This window comes from Streptomyces sp. YKOK-I1, from assembly GCF_054660435.1.
Window position 1 is genome coordinate 7,498,469 of sequence record NZ_BAAGDR010000001.1, and the last position, 14,404, is coordinate 7,512,872.

Below are 14,404 nucleotides of genomic sequence, written 5' to 3' on the forward strand. Positions count from 1 at the left end.
GCGAGCGGTGGGCGGCGCTTGCCGTCTCCCAGGGTGCCGAGCCGCTCTGATCGGCGGGGGAGGCGGAGGGGAGGCGCACGGAGGGAAGCGAGGGTCGCACGCCAGGGCGCCTTGCCAGACGTCTGCCCCGCAAGTGCTGCTAACAATCGTTCACTTCGGAGGGATTCGATGGACTCGTATCCTGGGGCGCGTTCCATCGTCGTACGCGCTCCGCGGCCGTGAGCCGGAGTACGCGCAGGTGTCAGAGAGGTCGCACGGTGACGCAGAGCCGCAGTCCGCAGCAGATCCCGGTCGTCGTACTCGCCGGATTCCTCGGCTCCGGCAAGACGACCCTGCTGAACCATCTCCTGCACCGCAGCGGCGGCAGCCGCATCGGGGCGATCGTCAACGACTTCGGGGCGATCGAGATCGACGCCATGGCCGTGGCGGGCGCGCTCGGCGACTCCACCGTCTCCCTCGGCAACGGCTGTCTGTGCTGCGCCGTCGACGCCGGCGAACTCGACGTCTATCTGGAGCGGCTCGCCCACCCCGACACCGGCATCGACGTCATCGTCATCGAGGCCAGCGGTCTCGCCGAACCCGAGGAACTGGTGCGGATGGTGCTCGCCAGCGAGCACCCGGGGATCGTCTACGGCGGCCTCGTCGAGGTCGTCGACGCCGCCGAGTTCGACGACACCCGCACCAGGCATCCCGGGATCGACCGGCATCTCGCCCTCGCCGACCTGGTCGTCGTGAACAAGCTGGACCGGGCCGCGGACGGCGGGCGCGTCCTCGGACTCGTCCGCTCCCTCGTCGACCGGGCCGCCGTCGTCCCCGCCTCGTACGGCCGTGTCGACCCGGAGTTCCTCTTCGACTGCAGGCCCAGCGAGGAGCGCATCGGGCAGCTGTCCTTCGACGACCTGGACGGGCGCAGGGAGAGCGAGGCGCACGCCGAGCACCTGCACGCCGCCTACGACAGCGTCTCCTTCGTGTCCGAAGTCCCCCTCGACCCCCGCCGGCTGATGGCCTTCCTCGACAGCAGGCCCGAGGGGCTCTACCGGATCAAGGGGTACGTCGACTTCGGCGCGCACGACGTCCTGAACCGCTACGCCGTGCACGCCGTCGGCCGCTTCCTGCGCTTCTACCCGGAGGTCCGGGGCGCCGCCGAGGACCGCCTCACCCAGCTCGTCCTCATCGGCACCGGCATCGACGCCGAGGCCCTCGGCAAGGAGCTTCAGGCGTGCACGAGCGACGCCCCGCACGCCGACGAGCACGGCATGTGGGGCGTCCTGCGCTACGTACAGGACCCGGACGGCACGTCGGATCCCGGGGAACCGGCCTAGACCGGGCCCGCCACCACGCCCACCGTCTTCGGCAGGGAGACGCCCGAGCCGTCGCGGCGCGGGTCCATCTCGGGCAGTTCGGCCGGCATGCCGTTCTTCTGGGCGGCCTTCGCCGGGACCGGGCCCGCCCAGGCGAAGGACAGGCAGTCCTCGCCCTTCAGGAACCGCTGGCAGCGCACACCGCCGGTGGCACGGCCCTTGCGCGGGTACTGGTCGAACGGGGTCAGCTTGGCCGTCGTCTGGACGGAGTCGTCCAGCGTGCCGCGTGAGCCGGCGACCGTGAAGACCACCGCGTCCACCGACGGGTCCACCGCGGTGAACGAGATCACCTTCACGCCCTCGGCGAGCTTGATGCCCGCCATGCCGCCCGCGGGACGGCCCTGCGGACGCACCTGCGCGGCCTGGTAGCGCAGCAGCTGGGCGTCGTCGGTGATGAAGACCAGGTCCTCCTCACCGGTGCGCAGCTCGATCGCGCCGACGATCCGGTCGCCCTCCTTGAGGGTGATGACCTCCAGCTCCTCCTTGTTGGACGGGTAGTCGGGCACCACCCGCTTGACCACGCCCTGTTCCGTGCCGAGTGCCAGACCCGGTGAGGACTCGTCGAGCGTGATGAGGCAGACCAGCGTCTCGTCGCCCTCCAGGGAGACGAACTCCGTCAGCGGGGCGCCTCCCGCGAGGTTCGGCGCCGACGCCGTGTCCGGCAGCTGCGGCAGGTCGACGACGTTGATCCGCAGCAGCCGGCCCGCCGAGGTGACCGCGCCGATCTCCCCGCGCGCGGTGGCCGGCACCGCCGAGACGATCACGTCGTGCTTGGCGCGCCTGCCGTCGTCCTCACCGGTGAAGGGCTCGCCGCTCGCCGTACGGGCCAGCAGACCCGTGGACGACAGCAGGACCCGGCACGGGTCGTCCGCGACCTGCAGCGGTACGGCGGAGGCCGGGGCGCCGGACGACTCCAGCAGGACCGTACGCCGCTCGGTGCCGAACTTCTTGGCCACCGCGGCCAGTTCGGAGGAGACCAGCTTGCGCAGCTCCGCGTCCGAGTCCAGGATCCGGGTCAGCTCCGCGATCTCCGCGGTGAGCCGCTCCTTCTCCGCCTCCAGCTCGATCCGGTCGAACCTGGTGAGCCGGCGCAGCGGCGTGTCGAGGATGTACTGGGTCTGGATCTCCGAGAGCGAGAAACGCTCCATCAGGCGCTGCTTCGCCTCCGCGCTGTTCTCGCTGGAGCGGATCAGCCGGATGACCTCGTCGATGTCGACGAGCGCCGTCAGCAGGCCCTCCACCAGGTGCAGCCGGTCACGGCGCCTGCCGCGGCGGTACTCGCTGCGCCGGCGGACCACGTCGAAGCGGTGGTCGAGATAGACCTCCAGGAGCTCCTTGAGACCCAGCGTCAGCGGCTGGCCGTCCACCAGCGCCACGTTGTTGATGCCGAAGGACTCCTCCATCGGCGTCAGCTTGTAGAGCTGCTCCAGGACGGCCTCCGGCACGAAGCCGTTCTTGATCTCGATGACCAGACGCAGGCCGTGCTGACGGTCGGTGAGGTCCTTGACGTCGGCGATGCCCTGGATCTTCTTCGAACCGACCAGGTCCTTGATCTTGGCGATGACCTTCTCGGGGCCGACCGTGAACGGCAGCTCCGTGACGACCAGGCCCTTGCGGCGGGCCGTCACCGTCTCCACCGCGACCGTGGCGCGGATCTTGAAGGTGCCGCGGCCCGTCTCGTAGGCGTCGCGGACGCCGGACAGACCGACGATCCGGCCGCCGGTGGGCAGGTCCGGCCCCGGGACGAACTTCATCAGGGCGTCCAGATCCGCGTTGGGGTAGCGGATCAGATGCCGGGCGGCCGCGACGACCTCGCCCAGGTTGTGCGGCGGCATGTTCGTGGCCATGCCCACCGCGATCCCGGACGCGCCGTTGACCAGCAGGTTCGGGAAGGCGGCGGGCAGCGCCACCGGCTCCTGCTCCTGGCCGTCGTAGTTCGGCGCGAAATCGACCGTGTCCTCGTCGATCGACTCCGTCATCAGGCTCGTCGCCTCGGCCTGACGGCACTCCGTGTACCGCATGGCGGCCGGCGGGTCGTCGTTGCCCAGGGAACCGAAGTTGCCGTGGCCGTCGACCAGCGGCACGCGCATGGAGAACGGCTGGGCCATGCGCACCAGGGCGTCGTAGATCGACGCGTCGCCGTGCGGGTGCAGCTTGCCCATGACCTCGCCGACCACGCGCGCGCACTTCACGTAGCCGCGGTCGGGGCGCAGGCCCATCTCGTTCATCTGGTAGACGATGCGGCGGTGGACCGGCTTGAGTCCGTCGCGGGCGTCGGGCAGGGCGCGGGAGTAGATGACCGAGTACGCGTACTCGAGGAAGGAGCCCTGCATCTCGTCGACGACGTCGATGTCGAGGATCCGCTCCTCGTACGAGTCGTCGGGCGGCGGGGTCTTCGTGCTGCGGCGGGCCATCGCTGCCGGCTCCTTGCTGAGGCGTGTGACGGATTCTGACGCGGTCCATTGTGGACCGTGGCACTGACAAGACGGGCCCAGGACCCCGGCCCTCTCATGATTGCCCGCAGGGTACGTCATGTCCGTTCGGGTGCGACGTCCCGGATTCTCGCTCTCGGCGTACCGTCCCCGGGAACTTCGCCGACCCACCGCGCGCTTGCATACAGTGACAGGACCGGCAGGAAACACGCGGTTCGCACGACCGCGTCCGCGATCGGAAGGGACGTACATGCCCATGGGTCACACGGCCACAGACCAGGCAGGCACCGGGGGCCTGACAGCGACCGAGCACCGCCTGGCCAACGGCCTTCGCGTGGTGCTCTCCGAGGACCACCTGACCCCCGTCGCGGCGGTGTGTCTCTGGTACGACGTCGGCTCGCGCCACGAAGTCAAGGGCCGCACCGGTCTGGCTCACCTTTTCGAGCACCTCATGTTCCAGGGCTCCGCCCAGGTCAAGGGCAACGGCCACTTCGAGCTGGTCCAGGGCGCCGGCGGCTCGCTCAACGGCACCACCAGCTTCGAACGCACCAACTACTTCGAGACCATGCCCACCCACCAGCTGGAGCTCGCCCTCTGGCTGGAGGCCGACCGCATGGGCTCCCTGCTCGCCGCCCTGGACGACGAGTCCATGGAGAACCAGCGCGACGTCGTGAAGAACGAACGCCGTCAGCGTTACGACAACGTGCCGTACGGCACCGCCTTCGAGAAGCTGACCGCCCTCGCCTACCCGGACGGCCACCCCTACCACCACACGCCGATCGGCTCGATGGCCGACCTGGACGCGGCGACGCTGGAGGACGCGCGCGCGTTCTTCCGCACGTACTACGCGCCGAACAACGCCGTCCTGTCGGTCGTCGGCGACATCGACCCCGAGCAGACGCTCGCCTGGATCGAGAAGTACTTCGGCTCCATCGCCGCGCACGACGGCAAGCCCGAGCCGCGCGACGGCACCCTGCCCGACGTCATCGGCGAGCAGCTGCGCGAGGTCGTCGAGGAGGAGGTCCCGGCCCGCGCGCTGATGGCCGCCTACCGGCTGCCGCAGGACGGCACGCGCGCGTGCGACGCGGTGGACCTGGCGCTCACCGTCCTGGGTGGCGGCGAGTCCTCCCGCCTCTACAACCGGCTGGTGCGCCGCGACCGTACGGCTGTCGCGGCCGGCTTCGGGCTGCTGCGGCTCGCCGGGGCGCCCTCCCTGGGCTGGCTGGACGTGAAGACGTCCGGGGACGTCGAGGTGCCCGTCATCGAGACCGCCATCGACGAGGAGCTCGCCCGGTTCGCCGAGGAGGGCCCCACGGCCGAGGAGATGGAGCGCGCACAGGCCCAGTTGGAGCGCGAGTGGCTCGACCGGCTCGGCACCGTCGCCGGCCGCGCGGACGAACTGTGCCGGTTCGCCGTCCTGTTCGGCGACCCGCAGCTCGCGCTGACCGCCGTCCAGCGCGTCCTGGACATCACGCCCGAGGAGGTGCGGGAGGTCGCCCAGGCCCGCCTGCGCCCCGACAACCGCGCGGTCCTCGTCTACGAGCCGACCGCCCCCGAAGCCCCCGCCGACCAGGACGAGAACGAGGAGGCGGCCCAGTGACGGAGCTCGCCACGATGGACTTCCACCCCCAGCCCCGGGCGGGCGAGGCCCGGCCGTGGGCGTTCCCGGCGCCCGAACGCGGCACGCTGGACAACGGTCTGACCGTCCTGCACTGCCACCGCCCCGGCCAGCAGGTCGTCGCCGTCGAGGTCCTCCTCGACGCGCCCCTGGACGCCGAACCGACCGGCCTGGACGGCGTCGCCACGATCATGGCGCGCGCGTTCACCGAGGGCACCGACAAGCACTCCGCCGAGGAGTTCGCCGCCGAGCTGGAGCGCTGCGGCGCCACCCTCGACGCGCACGCCGACCACTCCGGCGTCCGGATCAGCCTGGAGGTGCCCGCCTCCCGGCTGCCCAAGGCGCTCGGCCTGCTCGCCGACGCCCTGCGCGCGCCCGCCTTCGCCGACAGCGAGGTCGAGCGTCTGGTCCACAACCGGCTGGACGAGATCCCGCACGAGCTGGCCAACCCCTCCCGCCGCGCCGCCAAGGAGCTCTCCAAGGAGCTGTTCCCGGCGACCGTGCGGATGTCGCGGCCCCGCCAGGGCACCGCGGAGACCGTCGAGAAGATCGACTCCGCCGCCGTGCGGGCCTTCTACGAGCGTCACGTCCGGCCGGCCACGTCCACCGCGGTCGTCGTCGGCGACCTCACGGGCGTCGACCTGGCCGCACTCCTGGGCGAGACCCTGGGCGCCTGGACGGGCTCCCCGGCCCAGCAGCGGCCCGTGCCGCCGGTGACCGCCGACGACACCGGCCGCGTCGTCATCGTGGACCGCCCCGGCGCGGTCCAGACGCAGCTGCTCATCGGCCGGATCGGCGCCGACCGGCACGCGCGCGTGTGGGCCGCCCAGGTCCTCGGCACGTACTGCCTCGGCGGCACCCTCACCTCCCGGCTGGACCGCGTCCTGCGCGAGGAGAAGGGCTACACGTACGGCGTGCGCGCCTTCGGGCAGGTCCTGCGCTCCGCCCCGGACGGCTCGGGCGCCGCGATGCTCGCCATCAGCGGCTCCGTCGACACGCCGAACACCGGTCCCGCCCTGGACGACCTGTGGAAGGTGCTGCGCACCCTTGCGGCCGAGGGCCTGACGGACGCCGAGCGCGATGTCGCCGTGCAGAACCTGGTGGGCGTGGCGCCGCTGAAGTACGAGACCGCGGCGGCCGTCGCGAGCACGCTGGCCGACCAGGTCGAGCAGTTCCTGCCCGACGACTACCAGGCCACGCTCTACCGGCAGCTCGCCGCGACCGGCACGGTGGAGGCCACCGCGGCGGCCGTGAGCGCCTTCCCGGTGGACCGCCTGGTGACCGTCCTCGTCGGTGACGCCGCGCAGATCAAGGAGCCCGTCGAGGCGCTCGGGATCGGCGAAGTCACCGTCGTCCCCGCCGAGTAGACGCGGGCGAGGCGGACATGCTGCGGCCCCGGGGCGACGAAGGCGTCCTCCCGGGCGTTGTCCCGGGCGTTGTCCCAGGGCCGCAAGATGTCCGAATTGATGCGGAGGTTGTGTGTCTGCGCTGTGGCGTGCGCTACAAAAACCGTGATCCGTTTGAGGATTGATAACGGTCCCGCATACCGTCGGCCCGGCTGTTCGTCAGGCACCGCGCCGCATCCGCGGCACCGGGCAGTCATCGCCGAGTCCCCGTACGGCGCGAGCCAGGGGAGCCGGGGACCCATGAAGTCCCTGGGGTGAATCGGGCGCCCGCGCGTGAGCGAGGGGGTCCGTAGGAGACCTTCCTGCTCCGAACCCGTCAGCTAACCCGGTAGGCGAGAGGGAAGGAAAGGACCGCTCGCCCTTCATGGCGTACACCTGCACCACCGGGAAGCACCGCCGGCCCAGCCGGATGCAGCGCACCACCGTCCGCGCGGCGGGTTTCGCGGCGCTGACCACCACCGGTGTCATGGCCACCGTCGCCTCCACCCCGGCCCTCGCCGCGGAGCCGACCCCCGAGCAGACCGGGCTGATCCCGGTCGTCACCGCCGGCGAGGCCGTCGCCGAACAGGTCGACGACCAGGTCGCCCTGCAGAAGAAGGCCGCCTTCGAGGAAGCCGCGCGCAAGGCCGCCGCCAAGAAGGCCGTGGAGGAGCGCGAGGCACGCGTGCGTGCCGCCCGTGAGGCCGAGCGCAAGCGTCTGAACGCCTTCGTGTTGCCGATCACCGACTCCTACGTCTCCACGGGCTACCACGCGAGCAGCTCGCTGTGGTCCTCCGGCAGCCACACCGGCATCGACTTCCACGCCGCCAGCGGCACGCCCGTGCACGCGGTCGGTCTCGGCACCGTCGTCGAGGCGGGCTGGGGAGGGTCGTACGGCAACAATGTCGTCATCAGGATGAACGACGGGACGTACACCCAGTACGGTCACCTCTCCTCCATCGGCGTCTCGGTGGGCCAGCAGGTCACCCCGGGGCAGCAGATCGGCCTGTCCGGCGCGACCGGCAACGTCACCGGCCCGCATCTGCACTTCGAGGCCCGTACCACGGCGGAGTACGGCTCCGACATCGACCCGGTCGCCTACCTCCGCCAGCACGGCGTCAACGTCTGACGCCACCCGGCGACACCGCGTTTCCGAGCCCCGGCCCCACCGGCCGGGGCTTTCGCCGTTTTCGGGACTCCGCTGTCCAAAAAATATCCCTGGATTCCGGTCCGCCGTCGGAAATTCCGGCTCATTGCAATAGAGTCACGGAACACACGTCAATCGGCGGAGCTCGGCGACGTTTCACGGGGATTAAGACGGAGGCGGTCATGCGTATTCCGGCGCACTCGGTGTGCACGGCCATCCGGGACGACATCGTCGCGGGTGTCTACGAGCGCGGCAGCCGCCTCACCGAGGACCTCCTCGCCCGCCGCTACGGCGTCTCGCGCGTCCCCGTACGGGAGGCGCTGCGCACCCTGGAGGCCGAGGGTTTCGTCGTCACCCGGCGGCACGCGGGCGCGTGCGTCGCGGAGCCGACCGAGCAGGAGGCGGCCGACCTCCTGGAGATGCGCATGCTCCTGGAGCCGCTGGGCGCCGCCCGGGCCGCCCAGCGGCGCACCGAGGCGCATCTGAAGGTGCTGCGCGGCCTCGTCCGGCTGGGCCAGGAGCGGGCCCGCAGGGGCAACAGCGAGGATCTGCGCTCGCTGGGCGGCTGGTTCCACGAGACGCTCGCCCAGGCCTCCGGGAGCCACGCCCTGACGTCGATGCTCACCCAGCTCCGCCACAAGATCGCCTGGATGTACGCGGTGGAGGCGCCCGCGGACCCCGTGGAGTCCTGGACCGAGCACGGCGCGATCGTGGACGCGGTGGCGCGCGGCGACCAGGAGCGCGCGCGGACGGTCACGGCGCTGCACACCGAGCGCGCGACGGCCGCCCACCGGCTGCGTTTCGCCGGCGGCGGGGACCGCGCCGACCGTGTGAGGACTTCGCAACCTCCCGTAAACATGACGGGTCTGCGGCATTAACACGGGGGCCGTATACAAAGAAGGGATATTTGGCGGAGCAGTATTTCCGCTGCCCTTTCCGTGCGCGCCCGGGAATTCTCGAAGGTGCGCATTCGGTGTGCCCGGACCCGGGTTTCCGGTTATGCCGCCGGTAATGTCGCGGAGTGGCCGTGGGGGCGGCGCGGGACGGGTGCGGGACAGGCGCGGGGCGGGCGGGAAAAACGGCGGAGCCGCGCCACCCTCGAAGGTGACGCGGCCCCGTGCGTGACTCAGACGGTCTCGGGGAGCTCCTCGAGCCCCTCGGCGACCAGCTTGGCCAGCCGGTCCAGCGCGACGTCCGCGCCCTCGGCGTCGGAGGCGAGGACGATCTCCTCGCCCCCCTTCGCGCCGAGGCCGAGGACGGCCAGCATGGAGGCCGCGTTGACGGGGTTGCCGTCGGTCTTGGCGATCGTCACCGGGACGCCTGCGGCCGTGGCGGCTCGGACGAAGATGGAAGCGGGGCGGGCGTGGAGGCCCTCGGCCCAGCCGACGTTGACGCGGCGCTCAGCCATGTGTTGCTGCCCTTCGGTTTTCAGGTTGTCTAGACCGGTGTTGTCTAGACCAGTGTTCCACACGTGAAGCCGGTGAGGAACGGGTCGGACGTCCCGTTCCTCTGGCGGTCGCCGGATCGCGGCCTCGATCCTGCTTCCGTCCTCCACAGACTGCCTCGCGCCGTTGTCGTACGCGAGCCGTACTCTGGGCCCCATGCAGAGCGCCTCGGACCGGCACGAGTACCCCGCCCACTGGGAAGCCGACGTGGTGCTGCGCGACGGCGGCACCGCGCGCGTCCGCCCCATCACCGTCGATGACGCCGAGCGCCTGGTCAGCTTCTACGAGCAGGTCTCGGACGAGTCGAAGTACTACCGCTTCTTCGCGCCCTACCCGCGACTGTCCGCGAAGGACGTCCACCGCTTCACGCACCACGACTTTGTGGACAGGGTGGGACTCGCGGCCACGGTCGGCGGCGAGTTCATCGCAACCGTACGCTATGACCGCATTGGTGCCGACGGCATGGCCGCCTCCGCGCCCGCCGACGAGGCCGAGGTCGCCTTCCTGGTCCAGGACGCCCACCAGGGGCGCGGTGTCGCCTCCGCCCTCCTCGAACACATCGCGGCCGTCGCGCGCGAACGGGACATCCGCCGCTTCGCCGCCGAGGTGCTGCCCGCCAACACCAAGATGATCAAGGTGTTCACGGACGCCGGCTACACCCAGCAGCGCAGCTTCGAGGACGGCGTCGTCCGCCTGGAGTTCGACCTCGAACCCACCGCACGCTCCCTGGCCGTGCAGCGCGCGCGGGAGCAGCGCGCCGAGGCCCACTCCGTACGACGGCTGCTGGCGCCCGGCTCGGTCGCCGTCGTCGGCACCGGGCGCGCCCCCGGCGGCGTCGGCCGCAGCGTCCTCGGCAACCTCCGCCAGGCCGGCTTCACCGGCCCGCTGCACGCCGTGAACCGGGCCTTCCCCGAGGACCTCAAGGACATCGAAGGGATCCCCGCCCACCGCTCCGTACGCGACATCGCCGGCCCCGTCGACCTCGCGATCGTCGCCGTCCCCGCCGAGCAGGTGCCCGAGGTCGTCACCGAGTGCGGGGAACACGGCGTCCAGGGCCTGGTCGTCCTCTCCGCCGGATACGCCGAGAGCGGCCCCGACGGCCGCGAACGCCAGCGCGCCCTCGTCCGCCACGCACGCGCGTACGGCATGCGGATCATCGGCCCCAACGCCTTCGGCGTCATCAACACCTCCCCGCAGGTCCGGCTCAACGCCTCGCTCGCCCCCGAGATGCCGCGCCCCGGCCGCATCGGACTGTTCGCCCAGTCCGGCGCCATCGGCATCGCCCTGCTGTCCCGGCTGCACCGGCGCGGCGGCGGCGTCACCGGCACCACCGGGGTGTCCACCTTCGTCTCCTCCGGCAACCGCGCCGACGTCTCCGGCAACGACGTCCTCCAGTACTGGTACGACGACCCGGACACCGACGTCGCCCTCATGTACCTGGAATCCATCGGCAACCCCCGCAAGTTCACCCGCCTCGCGCGGCGCACCGCGGCGGCCAAGCCCCTGGTGGTCGTCCAGGGCTCCGGCTCCGCCCCGCAGGGTCACGCCGTCCGCGCGACCCGGCTCCCGCACGCCACCGTGTCGGCGCTGCTGCGCCAGGCCGGTGTGATCCGCGTCGACACCATCACCGAGCTGGTCGACGCCGGCCTGCTGCTCGCCCGCCAGCCCCTGCCGACCGGACCCCGGGTCGCCATCCTCGGCAACTCCGAGTCGCTCGGCCTGCTGACCTACGACGCCTGCCTCTCCGAGGGGCTGCGCCCGCTGCCCCCGCTGGACCTGACCACCGAGGCGTCGGCGGACGACTTCCATGCCGCGCTCGCCCGGGCGCTGGCCGACGAGACCTGCGACGCGGTCGTCGTGACGGCGATCCCGGCGATCGGTGAGACCTCGCCCAGCGACGCGGCCCTCGCGGAGGCGCTGCGCTCGGCGGCCGCCGCGGCCCCCGCCAAGCCGGTGCTCGTCGTCCACGTGGAACTGGGCGGTCTCGCGGCCGCGCTGTCCGCCGCGACGAGTACCGCGCCGCGCGCCGGAGCGGGCGCACGCACGCGTGGTGCGACACCGGCACAGGCTGCCGGGGCCACCGGGACCGCCGAAGGAACCGGGACTGCCGAAGGAACCGCTGCCGAGGCCCCCGAGGGCGCCCACCTCATCCCCGCCTACCCCGCCGCCGAACGCGCCGTACGCGCCCTCGCCGAAGCGGTGAAGTACGGACAGTGGCGACGCGAGGCCGCCGACCCCGGCAAGGTGCCCGAGTACGACGACATCGACGAGAAGGGCGCCGCCCGGCTGATCGACGGGCTCCTCTCCCGCGGGCAGGGCCTCACCCTCGGCACCGAGGAGACCTGCGAGCTGCTCGGCCACTACGGCGTCCATCCCCGCCGGGCCACCCCCGCGCCGACCCCCGACGAGGCGGCCCGCGCGGCCGACACCCTCGGCTACCCCGTCGCCCTCAAGGCCACCGCCCCGCACCTGCGCCACCGCGCCGACCTGGGCGGCGTCCGCCTCGACCTCGCCGACGAGGAGCAACTGCGGCGGGCGTACGCCGAGTTGACCGAGCTGTTCGGCAGGCCGCAGGAGATCCGTCCGGTCGTCCAGGCGATGGCCCCGCGCGGGGTCGACACCGTCGTCCGCGCGGTCATCGACCCGGCGGCCGGGGCCGTGCTCTCCTTCGGGCTCGCCGGGGCCGCCTCCCAGCTGCTCGGCGACATGGCGCACCGCCTGGTGCCGGTGACCGACCGCGACGCGACCTCCCTGATCCGCTCGATCCGCACGGCCCCCCTGCTCTTCGGCTGGCGTGGCGCCGCCCCGGTCGACACCCCCGCCCTGGAGGAGCTGCTGCTGCGCGTCTCCCGCCTCGTCGACGACCACCCCGAGGTCGTCGCGGTCACCCTGGAACCGGTCGTCGTCGCCCGGCACGGCGTCAGCGTCCTGGGCGCCTCGGTCCGCCTCGCCCCGCCCCCGGCCCGCGACGATCTCGGCCCGCGGACCCTGCCGACGTACTGACGGATCCCGCCGACCCGCCGACGGGCCCGGCCGCGGCACCGACGGGCCTGGCCGACGCACCGACGGGCCCGGCCGAGGCACCGACGGGCACGGCCGAGGCACCGACGGGCACGGCCGAGGCACCGACGGATCCCGCCGACCCGCCGACGGGCCCGGCGTCCCCCCGGCGGCCCCGGGCCGAGCCCCCACGAGCGGTGCCTCGCAGTCAGTGGGTCCCCGTAGGATGGACGGCATGGCCAAGACCAGTACGACGACCCAGGGGCTGCGCGCGGCGATCGAGCGCAGCGGCTACTACCCGGCCCTCGTGGCCGAGGCGGTGGAGGCCGCCGTGGGCGGCGAGCCGATCCGGTCGTACCTGGTCCACCAGGAGACGACGTTCGACCAGAACGAGGTGCGCCGGCACGTGACCGTGCTGGTCCTCACCGGCAACCGCTTCATCGTCAGCCACACCGACGAGCAGAACGCCGACACCACCTCCCCGACGCCGTACGCCACGACGTCCACGGAGTCGGTGAAGATCGGCCGGATCTCCTCGGTCGTCCTCAGCCGCGTGGTCGCGAACCCGGAGTCGTACACCCCGGGCACCCTGCCCCGGGAGGTCGTGCTGACCATCGGCTGGGGCGCCGTCTCCCGCATCGACCTGGAACCGGCCGCCTGCGGCGACCCCAACTGCGACGCCGACCACGGCTACACGGGCAACTCCACGGCGGACGACCTCAGCCTGCGCGTCAGCGAGGCGGGCGACGGCCCGGAGACGGTGCGCCAGGCGCTCGTCTTCGCCCAGGCGCTCTCCGAGGCGACCGCGGACACCTCCCGCTGATGGCCGCCCCCGCCTCCTGGGACCACCCCGAACCCCTCGCCGTCTCCTCCGCCCCCGTCCCCGAGTACGGCACCGGCTCCCTCGCCGACCTGCTGCCCACGCTCGCCGCCGGCATGGGCGTACCCGGCGTGACCGCGGCGATCGAGGAGCTCGCCCCCGCCGATCGCAACTGCGTCTTCCTGATCGACGGCCTCGGCTGGGAGCAGATCAAGGACCACCCGGACGAGGCGCCGTATCTGCACGCGCTGCTCGGCGGCTCACGCGGCGGCACCGGACGTCCGCTGACCGCCGGCTATCCGGCGACCACCGCGACCTCCCTCGCCTCCGTCGGCACCGGCCTCCCGCCGGGCGCCCACGGTCTGCCCGGCTACACCGTGCGTGATCCGGCCACCGGCGAGCTGATGAACCAGCTGCGCTGGCAGCCCTGGACCGCGCCGCACACCTGGCAGCCGTACCCCACGGTCTTCCAGCTCGCCGACCGCGCGGGCGTGCACGCCGCGCAGGTCTCCTCGCCCGCCTTCCAGAACACCCCGCTGACCAAGGTCGCGCTCAGCGGCGGCACGTTCCACGGGCGGCTCACCGGTGAGGAGCGCATGGACCTCGCCGCCGCACAGCTCGCCGTCGGCGACCGCTCCCTGGTCTACACGTACTACGCCGAACTGGACGGCGCGGGCCACCGCTACGGCGTCGCCTCCGACACCTGGCGCGGCCAGCTCATGTACGTCGACCGGCTGGTCCAGCGCCTCGCCGAGCAACTGCCCCCGCGCAGCGCGCTCTACGTCACCGCCGACCACGGCATGGTCGACATCCCCTTCGACGAGCAGCACCGCATCGACTTCGACGAGGACTGGGAGCTGCGCGCCGGGGTCGCCCTGCTCGGCGGCGAGGGCCGAGCCCGCCATGTCTACGCCGTCCCGGGCGCCGCCGACGACGTGCTGACCTGCTGGCGCGAGGTGCTCGGCGAACAGTTCTGGGTGGCCTCCCGGGAGGAGGCGATCGCCGCGGGCTGGTTCGGCCCGCACATCGACGAACGCGTCTACGACCGTCTCGGCGATGTGATCGCGGCCGCCCGGGACGACGTCCTGATCATCGCCTCCGAGCGGGAGCCCAAGGAGTCGGCCATGGTCGGCAACCACGGCTCGATGACCCCTGCCGAGCAGCTCGTCCCCCTGCTCGAAGTACGCTCCTGACGC

Annotated in this window: 10 protein-coding genes and 1 riboswitch; of the genes, 8 read left to right on the top strand and 2 right to left on the bottom strand. The window is 72.3% G+C overall.

What is annotated here, in order from left to right; all coding sequences use genetic code 11:
* Window positions 1-257: 257 nt before the first annotated feature.
* Window positions 258-1,322 carry a CobW family GTP-binding protein gene (locus tag ACYQ8Q_RS33455; RefSeq protein ID WP_460070321.1) on the top strand — a complete coding sequence of 355 codons (1,065 nt, stop codon included), beginning with the start codon at window positions 258-260 and terminating at the stop codon, window positions 1,320-1,322.
* On the opposite strand, the gene ACYQ8Q_RS33460 is transcribed toward ACYQ8Q_RS33455, so the two are convergent.
* Window positions 1,319-3,775 carry a DNA gyrase/topoisomerase IV subunit A gene (locus tag ACYQ8Q_RS33460; RefSeq protein WP_460070323.1) on the bottom strand — a complete coding sequence of 819 codons (2,457 nt, stop codon included), beginning with the start codon at window positions 3,773-3,775 and terminating at the stop codon, window positions 1,319-1,321. The genes ACYQ8Q_RS33455 and ACYQ8Q_RS33460 overlap by 4 nt on opposite strands.
* Before the next feature lie 268 nt (window positions 3,776-4,043).
* Here ACYQ8Q_RS33460 and ACYQ8Q_RS33465 point away from each other — a divergent pair, with 268 nt between their 5' ends.
* The 4 genes from ACYQ8Q_RS33465 (at window position 4,044) to ACYQ8Q_RS33480 (ending at window position 8,821) form a co-directional block, all read left to right on the top strand.
* Window positions 4,044-5,393 (top strand): M16 family metallopeptidase, encoded by a 1,350-nt coding sequence (locus ACYQ8Q_RS33465; RefSeq protein ID WP_460070325.1) that lies wholly within the window; start codon window positions 4,044-4,046, stop codon window positions 5,391-5,393.
* Window positions 5,390-6,778 (top strand): M16 family metallopeptidase, encoded by a 1,389-nt coding sequence (locus tag ACYQ8Q_RS33470; protein WP_460070327.1) that lies wholly within the window; start codon window positions 5,390-5,392, stop codon window positions 6,776-6,778. The genes ACYQ8Q_RS33465 and ACYQ8Q_RS33470 overlap by 4 nt, the downstream gene beginning before the upstream one ends.
* Before the next feature lie 226 nt (window positions 6,779-7,004).
* Window positions 7,005-7,167, top strand: a riboswitch (cyclic di-AMP (ydaO/yuaA leader).
* A 14-nt stretch (window positions 7,168-7,181) separates the two neighbouring features.
* Entirely contained in the window at window positions 7,182-7,925 is a 744-nt protein-coding gene (locus ACYQ8Q_RS33475) for a M23 family metallopeptidase (protein WP_460070329.1), read from the top strand.
* A gap of 200 nt (window positions 7,926-8,125) precedes the next feature.
* On the top strand, window positions 8,126-8,821 hold the full coding sequence (locus tag ACYQ8Q_RS33480) for a GntR family transcriptional regulator (RefSeq protein WP_460070331.1): 696 nt from the start codon (window positions 8,126-8,128) through the stop codon (window positions 8,819-8,821).
* 248 nt (window positions 8,822-9,069) lie between these two features.
* Here the strand turns inward: ACYQ8Q_RS33480 and ACYQ8Q_RS33485 are convergent, their stop codons facing one another.
* Window positions 9,070-9,351 carry an HPr family phosphocarrier protein gene (locus tag ACYQ8Q_RS33485; protein ID WP_460070333.1) on the bottom strand — a complete coding sequence of 94 codons (282 nt, stop codon included), beginning with the start codon at window positions 9,349-9,351 and terminating at the stop codon, window positions 9,070-9,072.
* A 193-nt stretch (window positions 9,352-9,544) separates the two neighbouring features.
* On the opposite strand from ACYQ8Q_RS33485, the gene ACYQ8Q_RS33490 reads away from it, so the two are divergent.
* The 3 genes from ACYQ8Q_RS33490 (at window position 9,545) to ACYQ8Q_RS33500 (ending at window position 14,401) form a co-directional block, all read left to right on the top strand.
* Window positions 9,545-12,391 carry a bifunctional acetate--CoA ligase family protein/GNAT family N-acetyltransferase gene (locus ACYQ8Q_RS33490; RefSeq protein WP_460070335.1) on the top strand — a complete coding sequence of 949 codons (2,847 nt, stop codon included), beginning with the start codon at window positions 9,545-9,547 and terminating at the stop codon, window positions 12,389-12,391.
* A gap of 223 nt (window positions 12,392-12,614) precedes the next feature.
* A complete protein-coding gene (locus ACYQ8Q_RS33495; RefSeq protein ID WP_460070337.1) occupies window positions 12,615-13,211 on the top strand; it encodes a DUF5998 family protein in 597 nt (198 codons plus the stop codon).
* Entirely contained in the window at window positions 13,211-14,401 is a 1,191-nt protein-coding gene (locus ACYQ8Q_RS33500; RefSeq protein WP_460070339.1) for an alkaline phosphatase family protein, read from the top strand. The genes ACYQ8Q_RS33495 and ACYQ8Q_RS33500 overlap by 1 nt, the downstream gene beginning before the upstream one ends.
* Window positions 14,402-14,404 lie beyond the last annotated feature (3 nt).

Coding starts and splice junctions, on each gene's coding strand:
- ACYQ8Q_RS33460 (WP_460070323.1), bottom strand. CDS start 3,775: ATGGCCCGCCGCAGCACGAAGACCCCGCCGCCCGACGACTCGTACGAG.
- ACYQ8Q_RS33465 (WP_460070325.1), top strand. CDS start 4,044: ATGCCCATGGGTCACACGGCCACAGACCAGGCAGGCACCGGGGGCCTG.
- ACYQ8Q_RS33475 (WP_460070329.1), top strand. CDS start 7,182: ATGGCGTACACCTGCACCACCGGGAAGCACCGCCGGCCCAGCCGGATG.
- ACYQ8Q_RS33480 (WP_460070331.1), top strand. CDS start 8,126: ATGCGTATTCCGGCGCACTCGGTGTGCACGGCCATCCGGGACGACATC.
- ACYQ8Q_RS33485 (WP_460070333.1), bottom strand. CDS start 9,351: ATGGCTGAGCGCCGCGTCAACGTCGGCTGGGCCGAGGGCCTCCACGCC.
- ACYQ8Q_RS33490 (WP_460070335.1), top strand. CDS start 9,545: ATGCAGAGCGCCTCGGACCGGCACGAGTACCCCGCCCACTGGGAAGCC.
- ACYQ8Q_RS33495 (WP_460070337.1), top strand. CDS start 12,615: ATGGACGGCATGGCCAAGACCAGTACGACGACCCAGGGGCTGCGCGCG.
- ACYQ8Q_RS33500 (WP_460070339.1), top strand. CDS start 13,211: ATGGCCGCCCCCGCCTCCTGGGACCACCCCGAACCCCTCGCCGTCTCC.